This is a genomic window from Galbibacter sp. (assembly GCF_035306585.1).
In the GTDB taxonomy this organism is placed as follows: Bacteria; Bacteroidota; Bacteroidia; order Flavobacteriales; family Flavobacteriaceae; genus Galbibacter.
Map to the genome: position 1 here is coordinate 1 of NZ_DATGNU010000111.1, position 16112 is coordinate 16112.

Below are 16112 nucleotides of genomic sequence, written 5' to 3' on the forward strand. Positions count from 1 at the left end.
TATTCCGTAACCTAAAAGTGTATGCTGGAACTGAGCACAATCATGAAGCTCAAAAGCCAACTGCAATTAACTTAAACGATCTTAAATAATGGAAGTAATTCACAAAATCGGTAGAAGAAAAACCGCGGTTGCAAGAGTGTACGTTTCTGAAGGAAAAGGAGATATCACTATCAACAAAAAAGAATTTACGCAATACTTCCCAACACCAACTTTACAATACAAAGTTCAACAACCACTTGCATTGACTGAAAATGCTGAGAACTTTGATATCAAAGTAAATGTTTACGGTGGTGGTGTTACTGGACAAGCCGAAGCGATCCGTCTTGCGATTTCAAGAGCACTTTGCGAAGTAGATGCAGAGAACAGATTAACGCTAAAACCAGAAGGATTGTTAACAAGAGATCCAAGAATGGTAGAGCGTAAGAAATTCGGTCAGAAGAAAGCACGTAAGAAATTCCAATTCTCAAAACGTTAATCGATCGAATATTTATAATGCATTATTGCATTGCTTATTTATTATTGAATTTAAAACATGTCGTTGCTTTTATTCCTTCTGGAATAGAAGATTGGTTTAGCATCCAAATGGTAAAGGCGATCGAATAGTCGTGACCACTTTAACATTGCTAAATATACAACACCCACATGGTGGGCAACGGAACGTAAACTATTACAAAAATGGCAAATAACATAGAAGTTAAAGATTTACTAGAAGCAGGTGTACACTTTGGTCACCTTACTAGAAAATGGAACCCGAACATGGCTCCTTACATCTACATGGAGCGCAACGGAATCCACGTTATCAATTTATACAAAACAGCTGCTAAGATTGAAGAGGCTAATGAAGCCCTTAAAAAAATTGCAGCTTCAGGTAGAAAAATTTTATTTGTAGCTACCAAGAAACAAGCAAAAGATATCGTAGCTGATAAGGCAGGTGCTGTGAACATGCCTTACATTACTGAAAGATGGCCAGGTGGAATGTTGACAAACTTTGTCACTATCCGTAAGGCTGTTAAGAAAATGGCTTCTATCGACAGAATGAAAAAAGATGGTACTTTTGACACACTTTCTAAAAAAGAAAAGCTACAAGTTGATCGTTTAAGAGCTAAATTAGAAAAGAACTTAGGCTCCATTTCTGACATGACCCGTCTACCAGGGGCTTTGTTTATAGTAGATACCATGCGCGAACACATCGCGGTTAGAGAAGCACAAAAGTTAAACATTCCAATATTTGCAATGGTGGATACCAATTCTGACCCAAGAGAGGTAGAATACGTAATTCCATCCAATGACGATGCTTCAAAATCCATTGAAAAAGTTCTTACGTATGTAACTAGCGCTATCGCTGAAGGTTTATCTGAAAGAAAAGCAGATAAAGCAGAGAAACAAGCGGATGAAGAAAATGAGAGAAGAGCTGAAAAAGAAGCTAAAGAAAAAAAAGCCAAAGCTTTAGAAACTGAAGAAAACGAATAAATAATACTTTCTTAAAGTCGTTATCCTTTTATTTTCTTTGTTTAATACCAAGGAAAATGGGATAACGGCTTTACGGATTAAAACAGAAAAAGACATGGCAAAAATCACAGCCGCAGAAGTAAATAAATTAAGAAAAGCTACCGGTGCAGGTATGATGGATTGTAAAAATGCATTGGTCGAAGCTGAAGGTGATTTTGATAAAGCAGTAGAGATCCTACGTAAGAAGGGTCAAAAAGTTGCTGCCAAGAGAGCTGATAGAGATTCTGCTGAAGGAGCAGTTATCGCTAAAGTTAACCAAGATGCTACCAAAGGAGTAATCGTTTCACTTAATTGTGAGACTGACTTTGTTGCTAAAAACGAAACTTTCGTGAAAATGGCGACCGACTTTGCGGAATTGGCCTTAAACTTGGATTCAAAAGAAGCTCTTCTTGATGCCGACTACAACGGAATCAAAGTTTCTGAAAAATTAATAGAGCAAACTGGGGTAATCGGAGAGAAAATTGAAATCGGTGACTTTAGAACGCTTCAAGCTCCTTTTGTGGGTTCTTACATCCACGCTGGTAATAAGATTGCTACTCTTGCTGGTCTTTCTGCTAATGTAGAAGGTGCTGCAGAGGTAGCTAAAGATGTCGCTATGCAGGCAGCAGCTATGAATCCAGTAGCTCTTGATGAAAGCGGTGTTGATCAAGAAGTGATCGATAAAGAAATCGAAATTGCTAAGGATACCTTAAGACAAGAAGGAAAGCCAGAGGCTATGTTAGAAAACATTGCTAAAGGTAAACTTAAACGTTTCTTTAAGGACAATACCTTGGTGAACCAAGATTTTATCAAAGACAACAAACAAAGTGTATCGGCCTATGTAAAATCTGTTAATAGCGAATTGACAGTAGTTTCATTCGAAAGAGTTGCATTAGGTTAAACCGTCTTTGACAACCATATTATAGAACCGCTCTTAAATTAAGTTTAAAAGCGGTTTTTTTGTGAGGTTAAATTAAGGACACAGTACTTAATTATTTTGTTTATTTTTGTTTCGAAAACAAATATTTAATATTCTTCAAAAAACGAACATGCAATACAAAAGAATCCTTCTTAAATTAAGTGGTGAAGCCCTTATGGGTGAACGACAATACGGAATCGACCCAAAGAGACTCAAGGTCTATGCAGAGGAAATAAAATCTGTCATAGATCAGGGTGTTCAAGTAGCCGTTGTAATTGGTGGAGGAAATATCTTTAGAGGTCTTGCAGGAGCGAGCAATGGAATGGACAGAGTCCAAGGTGATCATATGGGAATGCTCGCTACGGTAATCAATGGACTGGCGTTGCAATCCGCACTTGAAGATGAAGGCATAGAGACCAGATTACAATCGGCCGTTAAGATCAATGAAGTGGCAGAGCCTTTTATTCGTAGACGTGCTTTGCGCCACCTAGAAAAAGGAAGGGTTGTAATCTTCGGTGGTGGAACAGGAAATCCATACTTTACTACTGATTCCGCAGCTGCTCTACGGGCTATTGAAATTAATGCAGATGTTATTTTAAAGGGTACTCGAGTAGATGGAATCTACACCGCAGATCCAGAGAAAGATAAGGATGCAACAAAATTTGATGATATTACCTTTAAAGATGTTCTGCAAAAAGGCCTAAAGGTAATGGATACTACTGCCTTTACTTTGAGCCATGAAAACGAATTGCCTATTGTAGTTTTTGACATGAACAAACCCGGGAACTTATTAAAACTAGTCTCTGGAGAAAAAATAGGAACTAAAGTCAATCTTTCCTAAAATATGAAATTAGAAATTTTCAACTATTTTAAAATCCAATAGTTATGGACGAAGAGATCAATTTTATTTTAGACAACGCAAGAGAATCCATGGAAGATTCCTTAGCGCATCTAGAAAAAGAGTTTGGTAATATTAGAGCTGGTAAAGCTAGCCCTGCTATGGTGGCAAGTGTGATGGTGGATTATTACGGGTCGCCAACACCACTACCTCAAATAGCAAATATCAATACCCCTGACGGTAGAACTATTTCGATTCAGCCATGGGAGAAGGCCATGCTTCATGAAATCGAAAGAGGCATTATGATTGCAAATCTCGGATTCAATCCAATGAACAATGGTGAGATGGTCATTATTAATGTACCGCCCCTTACTGAGGAGCGTCGTAAAGACCTCGTAAAACAAGCTAAAGCCGAAGCAGAAGATGCCAAGGTGTCTATCCGTAATGCAAGACAAGATGCTAATAAAGAAATCAAAAAATTAGATCCTTCAGAGGATGTCAAAGCAAAAGCTGAAGTTGAAGTTCAGAAATTAACCGATGCCTATATCAAAAAGACCGATGAAGCACTGGTGGTTAAAGAAAAAGAAATTATGACCGTTTAAAGCTCCAAGCGTTAAACTTTCTTAAAACTATAGGCGACTTTTACAAGTCGCTTTCTTTTTTCGTAACATTACAGCCCCATTGAAATAAAGGCAATTTTTCTCCTAATGAAAGATATATCTCTTTTTATTTTGTATATGATAGGCGTTATGGGGGGTGTAGCACAAAACACACCTGGATCCGCTATTGGTGAAAATGACGTTCTAAATACGACGCCAGATAGTTTAGCCAATGCTATTATTTCAAAAGTTATTGAGAACAAGCCGAAAAATGACCCTGATGCTATTTTAAATACGTATAGCTACAACAGTTACACAAAAGCAATTATCAGCGCTGATCGAAAAGCCATAAATGGAACGGTAGATTCTATTTTCAAACGAAGAAGGAATGGCCTGAAATTCAAAAAAATAGATTCCACAAACTACCTCATTAAGAAGCAATTAGAAAAGTCACATCTATATATTCTGGAGAAAGTTTCCAATTTTGCCTACTCCAAAGAAAAAGAAAAAAGAGAAACCATATTAGGGATTCATATGGCGGGTTTTAAAAAACCTATATATGAAGTACTCGCCATTGAAATGCAATCCTTTTCACTCTACAATACCAGAATAAAGGTATTCGGAACTGATTTTTTTAGCCCTTTGGGCAGTAAAGGAAAACAAACGTATCGATTTAATTTCGAAGGCTCCTCAGCAATAGAGGGACGAAAAAACTATATCATTCGCTACACTCCTAAAGAAAACAAACAAGACGTTGGTATTCCAGGTCTACTTTATATTGATGCGCAAAGCTATGCTATTCAAAGGAATGAATCTCAACTTGACGCCTCCATCGAAGTGCAGGCGATTCAACAGTACAAGTACTTTCCCGAACATAACTTATGGTTCCCTAGCGCTAATAACATACGAGTGGACAAGGGAACCACTAACAAAGCCGTGACATTATTTGGCAAACTTCGCGTGGCTACAAGTGAGCAAATGATTGACTCCTCAATTGTGAGCACCAATGAGGATGATATCAAAGACCATATTTACTTGGTAGCTCAGACCACTAATTTTGACATCACTTTAAATAAACCTGTTACCATTGAGCGAAAAGGTACGGCCATCGAACTTTTAAAAGTGGCCAGTGAAAGAGATTCTGCGTTTTGGGAGCAATACCGTACACAAGACATCACCCATAAAGAATTAGAAACATATAAAGCAGTGGACAGCCTAACAAGCGCTCGAAACTATGAGAACAAACTGTCTTTTATCCGAAAATTTATGGTGGGATATATCACTACTCCTTATGTAGATTTTGATTATAAATCACTGCTCAAATTCAATAGACATGAAGGTTTTAGACTCGGTATGAGCGCGGTGACCAACAGTAATTTTTCTCAAAAATATACCATCCATGCCTATGGTGCTTACGGTACAAAGGACAAAGACTTTAAATACGGTTTTGGAATTGAAAGACGACTAGATCGGTATGATGATACGAGAATCGGAATCATTCATAAGAATGATTTGGAAGAAAGTGGAAGTCTTACTTTCCTCACCGATGGTAGAGCATTCTATTTGTTTGAACCGCGATTATTTAATTTGACCTATTTTCATAAGATTAAGGATGTTAGTGCCTATTTAACCCATGATTTTAATCCCAAATTACAATCTAGATTTCAACTATCCTATCAAGACGTAACTCCTACGTACCAATATAGTTACTCCAACGATGGGGAGCAATATCACAATTATCAGAACAGTTCTATTACGGCCTCCATACAATGGAATCCATTTAACAAATATCTTCAAAGTCATTGGGGTAAAACAGTGATTGAGAAAAATTATCCGCAATTCTCCCTCCAATATACCCAGGCTTTTAAGAATATCATCAATAGCGATCTGAATTACACAAAAATCGCCTTAAGAGCCATGCAAGAACTTAGGCCTTTAAACAAAGGAACAACCTCCTTCCAATTAGTGGCAGGCATTAGCTTTGGAGACCTTCCAGTGACGGAACTCTACAATGCCTCCCCCAACCAGCCCGGAGGGGAAAAGATATTAAATCGATTTTCCGTAGCAGGTCGAAATAGTTTTGAAACCATGTACTTCAATGAATTTCTATCAGATAAATACGCCATCATTCAAGCAAAGCACACTTTTAACCGTTTTAATATCACCTCCTGGCTCAGGCCAGAACTCGCACTTATTTCACGTTTTGGAGTGGGTTCAACGGCCAAAATGCACAAACATCATGATATCGAATTCAATTCCATGGAAAACGGATATTCGGAAAGCGGAATAGAGCTCAATAAAATATTCAAAGGTTTCGGACTTAATTTCATGTATCGTTATGGTGCTTACCATCTTCCAAATTTCGACGATAACATTTCTTTAAAGTTTACCTATTATTTAACGCTTGGATTTTAGCACACTTCCTATGGGATTTCTAACTTTGCACGGAAATTTTTTTAAATGGCCAAGAAATTAACAAGCGGGTTCTGGGGAACTACCGCTCGGATCATACTTCGAACTCGAATTGTAATATTGCTTATTCTTTTTGGGATCACACTACTTTTATCAACCCAATGGAAGTATATTCAGTTCACCAATACCGAGGCGAACTTATTGCCTGACCATCACCCTGTTAATATTGCTTACAACAATTTCCTAAAGACCTTTGGGGAAGAGGGTAATGTCATGGTTGTCGCCATACAAGATAGCGCGCTTTTTGACCTAAAAAATTTTAATAAATGGAATAAATTAAACAAGCAGATTCAGTCAGAGCCAGAAGTTGATCTTATTCTCTCGACAGACAATTTACAAACCCTTGTAAAAAATACCGAGAAACAAAAGTTCGAATTAACACCTCTGATTCAAGGTAAACTAACTTCACAACAGCAACTCGACAGTATTAAAGATGAGATTTTCCACAAGTTACCTTTTTATGAAAGTCTTTTATACAACAAAGAAACACAAACCATCCGATCAGTAATTTATCTGGACAAAGAAATTGTCAATACAGCTGTACGAAAGAACTTTGTATTGAATAATTTTATCCCATTAATAGAAGATTTTGAAGCAGATACAGAAATTGATGTAAAGGTCTCGGGAATGCCTTATATCAGGTCCTTAAATGCTGATATTATCATTGGAGAAATCGGTATGTTTATTGGTGCTACTCTTTTGGTGACTTCACTTATTTTCTTTTTCTTTTTTCGTTCCTATCGCGCCACGTTCATCTCCATGTGTGTGGTGATTATTGGGGTGATGTGGGCCTTTGGAATCCTAGGACTTTTACGTTATGAGATTACCATCTTAACAGCGCTGATACCGCCTTTAATAATTGTAATTGGAATTCCAAACTGTGTATTTTTAATCAACAAGTATCAACAGGAAGTTAAGAAACACGGAAATCAAGCCAAATCTTTACAACGGGTTATTTCAAAAGTAGGTGATGCTACATTGATGACAAACCTCACGACCGCCGCTGGGTTTGCAACTTTTATAATTACCGAGAGTACGCTTTTAAAAGAATTTGGGATTGTAGCCTCTATTAATATCATCGTGATCTTCATTTTGTCCATCCTTATCATCCCAATAGTGTACAGTTTCATGTACCCACCGAAATATAAGCACTTAAAGCACCTAAACAAACGCTGGGTGGGTAAATTTGTGAAATGGATAGAAGGTACTGTACGCAACCGGAGAATCACTGTATTTGCCAGTGTCATAATTGCAATAATTTTAAGTATTATTGGTATTTACCAAATTCGTATCTCTGGAAGTTTGCTCGAAGATATGCCACAAGACGCCTCTTTTTTTGATGATATAAAGTTTTACGAAGAAGAATTTGATGGAATTCTACCGGTGGAGATCATGGTAGACACTAAAAGAAAAAACGGGGTGATGAACTTGTCCACCTTAAGAAGGATGGACGAATTAGAAACTCTTATTAAAGAAATTCCAGAGTTATCAGCGCCTATTTCTGTAACAAGTCTGGTTAAATACTCTAAACAGGCTTATTATAATGGTAATCCAAATTATTACCAACTTCCCAACAATCAGGAAAGGGCCTTCATACTTTCCTATGCTAAAAGTTCAACAAACGATACAAATCTGCTAAATAGTTTTGTAGACAGTACTGGTCAGATTGCTCGCATCACGACTTTTATGAAAGATATTGGCACCGAAAAGATGGAAGGCATTAAAGCGGATATAGAAAAGAAAGCAGCCAAAGTTCTTCCTGAGGATCGGTATGATGTTACTATAACAGGAAAAGCGCTAGTATTCATGCAGGGTACAAAATACTTAGTAAAGAATCTTATTACCTCTTTAGGGTTCGCTATATTTTTGATATCACTCCTGATGGCCTATTTGTTTAGATCCTTTAGAATGATTATCATTTCATTGATTCCTAACATCCTTCCCTTACTAATCACAGCAGGTATGATGGGATTCCTTGGCATTCCAATTAAACCATCCACTATCTTAGTTTTTAGTGTAGCCTTTGGTATTTCAGTGGATGATACTATACACTTCCTAGCAAAATACAGGCAGGAACTCATAAGGAACAATTGGAAAATAAGAAAATCCGTATTTGGTGCAGTTCGCGAATCAGGAATTAGTATGTTTTATACCTCTGTAGTGCTCTTTTTTGGATTTTCAGTCTTTATGTTAAGTAGTTTTGGAGGAACAAAAGCCTTAGGTGGGCTTGTCTCTTTCACCCTTTTAATTGCTATGTTATCTAATCTTGTTGTACTACCCTCGCTGCTGTTAGCACTTGAAAGAAATATTGCAAACAAGAAAACACTCAAAAAACCAAGCATTAACGTATTGCCAAAAAACAACGAGGATCTAGGAGAGTCTGAATAAATTAGGATTGGGGCATAAAAAAAGTCTGCCGAAACGCAATGTTCCGAACAGACTTTAAGGTTCCCCCAAACCTACAATTTTAAATATTTTTAGCAGTCAACCTCAAAATTGACTAGTTTTTTCCTACAAAACAAAAATAGATTATTATTAGCTTATAAAACAAGTAAAATCTATCTTTTTATAATGCCATTATGTTAAATGTACAAATTTTTTCTTACAATGTAATTTTTTTAAAATAAAATAATAGTAAATATCTGCCAACACGAGTCGTCTTTGGCAATAATTTTCTAATAACTCAGGCGTTGACTTTAAATCTAGTTTTAAAGTTTTATCTTTGCACACTTATTTATAGTTAGTATTACACGATGGAAATAAAAAGTATAAAAGAGCTGTTATCAAGTGACAAACTCCTACAGGAGGTATGCGTTAAAGGTTGGGTTAGAACCTTTAGAAGTAATCGTTTTATCGCTTTAAATGATGGATCTACCATTCATAATATTCAGTGTGTGGTCGATTTTGAAAATTTCCCAGAAGATACCTTAAAACAACTTAATACTGGAGCAGCTGTATCCATCGTTGGAACTTTAGTGGAAAGCCAAGGAAAAGGCCAGGCAGTTGAAATTCAAGTGAAGGAAATTGAAATACTAGGTGGAGCGAATGCTGAAGAATTTCCTATTCAACCTAAGAAACATTCCCTTGAATTTTTAAGAGAGAAAGCACACTTGCGCATTCGTACCAATACTTTTGGGGCTATTATGCGCGTTCGCTCTGCACTATCTTTTGCAGTCCATAACTATTTTAGAGCCAATGGCTTTAATTACGTTCATACTCCTATTATCACTGGTTCGGATGCCGAAGGTGCGGGAGAAATGTTTAGAGTAACGACCTTAGATGCTAAAAACCCTCCTTTAAATGATCAAAACGAAGTTGACTTTAAAGAGGACTTTTTTGGTAAAGAAACTAATTTGACGGTTTCAGGACAGTTGGAAGGGGAGGCCTACGCTATGGCTCTTGGAAAGATTTATACTTTTGGTCCTACTTTTAGAGCAGAAAATTCCAATACTTCCAGACACCTGGCAGAATTTTGGATGATCGAACCAGAGGTTGCTTTCTTGGACCTGGACGGAAACATGGATCTAGCGGAAGATTTTATTAAAAATGTATTGGGTTATGTGCTAGAGCATTGTGAAGATGACCTAAAATTTTTGGAAGCACGTCTGATTGAAGAAGAGAAATCAAAACCGCAAGCACAGCGCAGTGATATGACACTCCTTGAAAAATTGCGTTTTGTAACCGAGAACAATTTCAAAAGAGTAAGTTATACCGAAGCCATCGAAATTCTAAAGAATTCCAAGCCTAATAAAAAGAAAAAATTCAATTATATTATTGAACAATGGGGTGCGGACCTTCAAAGCGAACACGAACGCTATTTAGTAGAGAAACACTTCAAAGCACCAGTAATTTTGTTTGATTACCCTGCTGACATCAAGGCTTTTTATATGCGCCAAAACGAAGATGGAAAGACCGTCCGAGCAATGGATATTCTTTTCCCAGGCATTGGTGAAATTGTCGGAGGGTCTCAACGTGAAGAGCGCTATGAGGTACTTAAGGAAAAAGTAAAAGCCATGGGTATTGATGAAAAAGAACTATGGTGGTACATGGAACTTCGAAAATTTGGGACAGCAACTCATAGTGGATTTGGTCTTGGTTTTGAACGTCTGGTACTATTTACCACAGGGATGTCCAATATACGTGATGTGATCCCTTTCCCAAGAACCCCTCAAAACGCTGAGTTTTAATTAAAAATTAACGTATATTATCATTAAAAACTAGCTTTTGATTGGCTTCATAAGGCTAGTTTTTTTAAATTTATACAAAAGCAAGGTGAAGGATAATGCTAAAGCAACAGTTAAAGTTTAAACTATCTCAGAAATTATCTCCGCAGCAGATTCAGTTAATGAAATTGATTCAGTTGCCGACACAGGCTTTTGAACAACGGTTAAAACAAGAGCTTGAAGAAAATCCTGCTTTAGAAAGCGGAAAAGAAGAATCCTCGGAGTATGAATCTGACGATTATGAGGATAATTTCCAAGACGATATCGATAGTGAAAAGATAAATGCAGAAGACATCAATGTGGATGAATACCTAAGTGATGATGAAGTTCCAGAATATCGATTACAAGCCAATAACTATAGTAATGATGACGAAGAAAAGTCCATTCCTTATGCCGCTGGAACATCCTTCCATCAGCATTTATTAAATCAACTCAATACTTTTAGTTTAAAGGAATCCGAAAGGGAAATTGCGGAATTTCTAGTGGGTAGTGTAGATGAGAGCGGATACATTCGCCGAGATCTTGTGGATATTGTAGATGATTTGGCCTTCACTCAAAATATTTACAGTGAACTACAGGAAGTTGAAAAGGTGCTTCTTATTGTTCAACAATTGGACCCCGCAGGCGTGTGTGCTAGAGATCTTAGAGAGTGTTTACTTCTTCAGCTCCATCGGAAGGAACCCACAGATGCTATAGAATTGGCTTCTGAAATCTTAGATCGTTCTTTTGAGCAGTTCACTAAGAAACATTACGAGAAATTAATCCTAAAGCATAATACTACGGAAGAGGATTTAAGAAAGGCTATCCATGAGATAGAGCGTTTAAATCCCAAACCTGGTGGCTCTTATGCTGGGAACAATCGATTAGTTGAACATGTAGTTCCGGATTTTACCATTCGTATTATAGATGGGGAGCTTGAATTGAGTCTCAATGGAAGAAATGCACCTGAGCTGCATGTTTCACACACCTATAATAACATGCTTAAAGGGTACAAGGACAGTAAGACAAAGTCCAAGACCCAGAAGGATGCAGTATTATTCATAAAACAGAAACTAGATGCTGCCAAATGGTTTATAGAAGCCATTAAACAACGCCAAGAAACCTTATTTGTCACCATGAATTGTATTATGCATTATCAACAAGAGTATTTTCTAACGGGGGATGAACGAAAATTAAAACCCATGATACTCAAAGACATTGCGGAAGCAATCGATATGGATGTATCCACTGTATCCAGAGTAGCCAACAGCAAGTATGTCGATACTCCTTATGGGACCAAACTTATCAAAGATTTCTTCTCAGAGGCTATGAAAAATGATGAGGGTGAGGATGTTTCTACACGAGAGATTAAAAAAATACTAGAAACGGTTATTCAAGAGGAAGACAAAAGAAAGCCCTTAACAGACGATAAGCTTGCAGCCATCCTCAAAGATAAGGGCTATCCCATCGCACGAAGAACGATCGCCAAATACAGAGAGCAACTTAGTATCCCTGTAGCGCGTTTAAGAAAAGAAATCTAATGCGATTGACCTCAAAACTAATAAGCACCTTATTCAATCCCATTTTGATGCCCCTAGCAGGGGCGCTACTGTACTTTTTCATCTCTCCAAGGTTTACACCTGAACGAACAAAAAAATTGATCCTTTTAGGGATTTTGGTGATCAATGTCATCATCCCATACCTATTCTATCTACTTTTGAGAAATCTCGGATGGATCACCCACAGGGATCTTAGTAATTTAAGTGAGCGGAAAATCCCCTTGTACCTCTGCATTATGGTAACCTGTATCACTTTAATTAAGATTACTCCTAGTGAAATATCCTTTGAACTTTATTACTTCTTTTTAGGTGTATTAGGAACTTTGATTAGCTGTCAAATTTTAGTGTACCTATACTTCAAGGCAAGCATGCATATGATGGCTATCTGGGGTTTAACTACATTTGTCATCGGCCTGTCGATACATTATCATATAAACATTACACCACTGATCGCAATCCTAATATTATGTGTTGGCGCCATTGCAACCTCGCGAATGTATCTAAAATGCCATACCACCGAAGAAATTATTATTGGATCGGTAATCGGTATAGTACCACAATTTATTTTATTTGGATTCTGGGTATAGTATAGCGAAGGAATTATTAAAAAATGTAGAATATCAAGCCAGCCTTAACAATATTAATATCCAAAGGCTCTCCAGTGGTTAAATAGCGATTATCTTCAAAGATATTAGAGAAATTGTACTGGGCGTAAAAGTTCCAAGTATTATATCCAAAGCTTACGTAAATTCCATATTGAAAATCCCGCACATCACCATTTGAAAAACTTACTCTTTCAGTATCGGTAACAAATTTTGAACGGCCACTGAAAAGGTATTGAAGTCGTACCCCTGAGTAGATCCTCCAGAAACGATAATCTTCTGCTCTAGAAGATCGCCATCGAAATTCTATTGGAAACTCTACAAAATGCATCGAAAGTTTGTTACGGTTATAATCCACATCATCTGGAACCTCCTGGTAGCTAATAATACCATTAACATTTTTAGTAGCCATGAGGTCACTATAAATGGTATTAATAGATAAGCCAACACCAAGCCCGAAGCCTATGTTTCTTCTTTTATTTATTGGGAAGTCTTTGATAAAGCCACCCATAATACCAGAGGAAAAACTATTTTGTCCAATTCCTTTTGGAGCACCAACCAAAACATTATAGTTTACCCCAAAATAAAATTGATCTTCAAAATATTTGGTATCGGGTTCGACCACCACGATCGTATCTTGTTGTCCCCGAACTGTATGACTAACCATACAACACCATACAAAGAATATAATCTTTAAAGCTCTTAAAATCATATATAGATATCTTATACGCCTCTATGTGAATTGAATTAGCATGTATGTAAAGGTAAGAAAAAACGCCTCTGAAATCAGAAGCGTTTTTTAAACATAAGTTTATATGAAATAGTACGAACTATTTATTCAATATTCTGAAAAGCACTACCTGTCCTGGTTGTATAGTTAATTTTAAGTGCATTCACTTTTCTTAACTCTTGTTTTATATCGGATACAAGTCCCATATTGGTCTCATAATCCACTTTCAAAGCAGTGGTAAGTACGTTCTGTAACTCTTCACGCTTTGAGGCTCTTTCTGCAAGAACATAGTTGGCTACTTCGTCAACGTTAGCGAATTTGTCATTAAGCTGAATTTTTGGTAAGGTACCAAATTGATCCTGGTAGCGCGAACTAGGTTGTCCTGCGTATATGTATATTACCCTATCCTTTTTGTCAAGCGTTTGAACCTGATCTGCATAAGGCAATTCATTTTTAATCATAAGGGTACTATCCTTCATTGAAGTTACCGTCATGAAGAAGAAAAGCAACATGAAAACGATATCAGGCAATGATGCAGTTGATACTGCTGGTAAATCCCCTTGTTTTTTCTTTGTGAACTTTGCCATAATAGATTGTACTAAATTTAATAAGTCTTTGGTTCTGCTTCAGATAATTTTTGAGGATACATATCTTGGATTCTTTCCAATTTAGGTTTTAAATCATCCTTTACATCATCCGGAGTCTTAGGATCCAAATACTGTGCATTCATCTCTGTAAAGCTTTTTCCATATAGACGCTCTGCTTCACGATTCCTTAATTGATTATAAGCTCCAACCAGTTCATTCTGCACGGCAATATAAGTCCCATATTCAGTCATACGGTCATTCTGTAAAGAAATAATCGCTTTGGATGGATGATCGGAAGACTCTGGATCTTTAGAACCTTGACAATAATCACATGGCTGACCATCTTGTCCAACACCAGCACCGTTATCTAAAAATGCAACGGCTGCGGCTCTTAAATCCTTTAGTTCCATTAACTCTTCTTCTACCAACAACTGATTGTTTTTATTAACAACTACGGTAAAGATATTTTTTTGCCTAATAATTGGCGGATTCTCTGGCGGTTCAATTGGCGGTAATTTACGATCTAACCCTGAATCAGTTTCTATGGTAGTGGTAACCAAGAAAAAGATAAGAAGCAAGAACGCGATATCTGCCATGGACCCTGCATTCACCTCTGGTGGTGCATTTCTATTTCTTCCCATAATTAGATATTTATTGTTTTTTAAAATTGCCTACAACCATGGACAATATTGCCAAAAATGCAAGAATATAGAATGTCCACAATCCAGCGTCAACCCATTTAACGGTTCCCTCTGTAACCTGGATTCCTTTGTCCGCCATTTTTGCGAAGTTAAATCCTTCAGCAGTTGCAATTAAGTAGCTTACCAAAACAACCGCTGCAAAAACACCTATTGAAATAAGGGCTTTTTTAAGTTTTTGAGGTTCCGATGCAAGCCCCACCAAAGAAAATAACAATGTAATAATGGCAATAATGATAGTAGCCCATAAGCCAACATTAATCATCAATCCAACAACATTGTTGGAACTACTACCAGCTTGTGCTACTACATCGCTATCAGCTCTAGCAATCAGCACCCAAAGGACCAATCCGATCACCCCAAGTATAATTGCTATAATTTTAGCTATTTTATACATAATTTTTTTGTTTAAATGATCTTTAAATCAGTGATATATTCTTACTTCTTGTGCTCTACTAATAGGTCAACCAAAACGATTGAAGCATCCTCCATACTGTTGATGATACTATCGATTTTAGCGATGATATAGTTATAGAACACTTGTAGAATAATAGCCACAATAAGACCAAATACAGTTGTCAATAACGCTACCTGAATATCACCCGCGATCAAAGATGCGTCAAGCCCTCCAGCAGCACTAATTTTATCAAATGCTTGGATCATACCAATTACTGTACCCATGAATCCTAACATAGGAGCAACAGCAATAAATAATGACAACCAAGAAACATTCTTCTCTAATTGACCCATCTGAACTCCACCATAGGCCACAACTGCTTTTTCAGCAGCATCAACACCTTCGTCCATACGATCTAATCCTTGGTAGTAGATAGAAGCAACTGGTCCTCTTGTATTTCTACAAACTTCTTTAGCAGCCTCAACACCACCTGACGCTAAAGCATCTTCTACTTGTTGTGCTAATTTCTTAGTATTCGTAGTAGCCATATTTAAGAAAATAATTCTTTCGATAGCCACCGCCAAACCAAGAATCAAACACAATAGTACAATACCCATAAAACCTGCACCACCTTCAATAAATTTATCTTTTAGAACTTGGTGGAAACTAGGAGAAGCTTCTTCTGTCGCAGCAGAAGCAGCGTCATCTTGAATAAATGCTGTTGCAGCGTCATCAATTGCAACAATTTCTGAAATTTGTTCAGGACTTACAGGAGTTAGCTCCTTAGCGTTGGCTGTCGTTGCATTAAAAGCCAATAATCCAGCGATTGCTAGAATAGAGAATAGTTTTTTCATTTCTTCTAAACTTAAATTTGTTCGTTAATAGGGTTAAATATAAAAAAAAAATGTTATTAAACATTAAAACTACAGCAGAGAGGAAGGGATTCGAACCCTCGATACGCTTTTGACGTATACACACTTTCCAGGCGTGCGCCTTCGACCACTCGGCCACCTCTCTGTAA

The 16112-nt window shown here is 37.2% G+C and carries 15 protein-coding genes, 1 tRNA gene and 1 pseudogene; 11 read left to right on the plus strand and 6 right to left on the minus strand.

The features are described 5' to 3' along the window. The 11 genes and pseudogenes from VKY50_RS10330 to VKY50_RS10380 form a co-directional block, all read left to right on the plus strand. Positions 1-89 (plus strand): annotated as a pseudogene (locus VKY50_RS10330) (50S ribosomal protein L13); the annotation flags it as partial. Then, positions 89-475, plus strand: coding sequence for a 30S ribosomal protein S9 (gene rpsI / locus VKY50_RS10335; RefSeq protein ID WP_324301540.1), 387 nt, complete (start codon positions 89-91; stop codon positions 473-475). The pseudogene VKY50_RS10330 and the gene rpsI, both read left to right, overlap by 1 nt. Before the next feature lie 200 nt (positions 476-675). Next, complete coding sequence (gene rpsB, locus VKY50_RS10340) at positions 676-1470, plus strand: 30S ribosomal protein S2 (protein WP_324301542.1); 795 nt, start codon at positions 676-678, stop codon at positions 1468-1470. Positions 1471-1564: 94 nt separating this feature from the next. Beyond that, on the plus strand, positions 1565-2389 hold the full coding sequence (gene tsf / locus VKY50_RS10345; RefSeq protein WP_324301544.1) for a translation elongation factor Ts: 825 nt from the start codon (positions 1565-1567) through the stop codon (positions 2387-2389). Positions 2390-2537: 148 nt separating this feature from the next. Then, positions 2538-3248, plus strand: a complete 711-nt coding sequence (pyrH, locus tag VKY50_RS10350; protein WP_324301546.1) for a UMP kinase — start codon at positions 2538-2540, stop codon at positions 3246-3248. A 44-nt stretch (positions 3249-3292) separates the two neighbouring features. Further along, entirely contained in the window at positions 3293-3847 is a 555-nt protein-coding gene (gene frr, locus VKY50_RS10355; RefSeq protein ID WP_324301548.1) for a ribosome recycling factor, read from the plus strand. Positions 3848-3952: 105 nt separating this feature from the next. Next, positions 3953-6259, plus strand: a complete 2307-nt coding sequence (locus tag VKY50_RS10360; protein ID WP_324301550.1) for a DUF5686 family protein — start codon at positions 3953-3955, stop codon at positions 6257-6259. A 45-nt stretch (positions 6260-6304) separates the two neighbouring features. Next, the gene (locus VKY50_RS10365; RefSeq protein WP_324301551.1) at positions 6305-8704 is read left to right on the plus strand and encodes an efflux RND transporter permease subunit; all 2400 of its coding nucleotides are present in this window, start codon (positions 6305-6307) and stop codon (positions 8702-8704) included. A gap of 365 nt (positions 8705-9069) precedes the next feature. After that, positions 9070-10503: an asparagine--tRNA ligase gene (gene asnS, locus VKY50_RS10370; RefSeq protein WP_324301553.1), complete on the plus strand. Its 1434-nt coding sequence runs from the start codon at positions 9070-9072 to the stop codon at positions 10501-10503. A gap of 95 nt (positions 10504-10598) precedes the next feature. Beyond that, a complete protein-coding gene (rpoN, locus tag VKY50_RS10375; RefSeq protein WP_324301555.1) occupies positions 10599-12059 on the plus strand; it encodes an RNA polymerase factor sigma-54 in 1461 nt (486 codons plus the stop codon). After that, positions 12059-12664, plus strand: coding sequence for a hypothetical protein (locus VKY50_RS10380; protein ID WP_324301556.1), 606 nt, complete (start codon positions 12059-12061; stop codon positions 12662-12664). Before rpoN ends, VKY50_RS10380 begins: the two co-directional genes overlap by 1 nt. 16 nt (positions 12665-12680) lie before the next feature. Here VKY50_RS10380 and VKY50_RS10385 read toward each other — a convergent pair whose 3' ends face one another. From VKY50_RS10385 to VKY50_RS10410, 6 genes are all read right to left on the minus strand, one after another. Further along, positions 12681-13391 (minus strand): porin family protein, encoded by a 711-nt coding sequence (locus VKY50_RS10385; RefSeq protein ID WP_324301558.1) that lies wholly within the window; start codon positions 13389-13391, stop codon positions 12681-12683. A 122-nt stretch (positions 13392-13513) separates the two neighbouring features. After that, positions 13514-13996, minus strand: a complete 483-nt coding sequence (locus VKY50_RS10390; RefSeq protein WP_324301560.1) for an ExbD/TolR family protein — start codon at positions 13994-13996, stop codon at positions 13514-13516. Between the two features lie 17 nt (positions 13997-14013). Beyond that, positions 14014-14637, minus strand: coding sequence for an ExbD/TolR family protein (locus VKY50_RS10395; protein WP_324301562.1), 624 nt, complete (start codon positions 14635-14637; stop codon positions 14014-14016). Positions 14638-14647: 10 nt separating this feature from the next. Further along, positions 14648-15091, minus strand: a complete 444-nt coding sequence (locus tag VKY50_RS10400) for a hypothetical protein (RefSeq protein ID WP_324301564.1) — start codon at positions 15089-15091, stop codon at positions 14648-14650. Between the two features lie 41 nt (positions 15092-15132). Beyond that, on the minus strand, positions 15133-15945 hold the full coding sequence (locus tag VKY50_RS10405; protein WP_324301567.1) for a MotA/TolQ/ExbB proton channel family protein: 813 nt from the start codon (positions 15943-15945) through the stop codon (positions 15133-15135). A gap of 75 nt (positions 15946-16020) precedes the next feature. Beyond that, positions 16021-16108 (minus strand) — tRNA-Ser (locus tag VKY50_RS10410). Positions 16109-16112 lie beyond the last annotated feature (4 nt).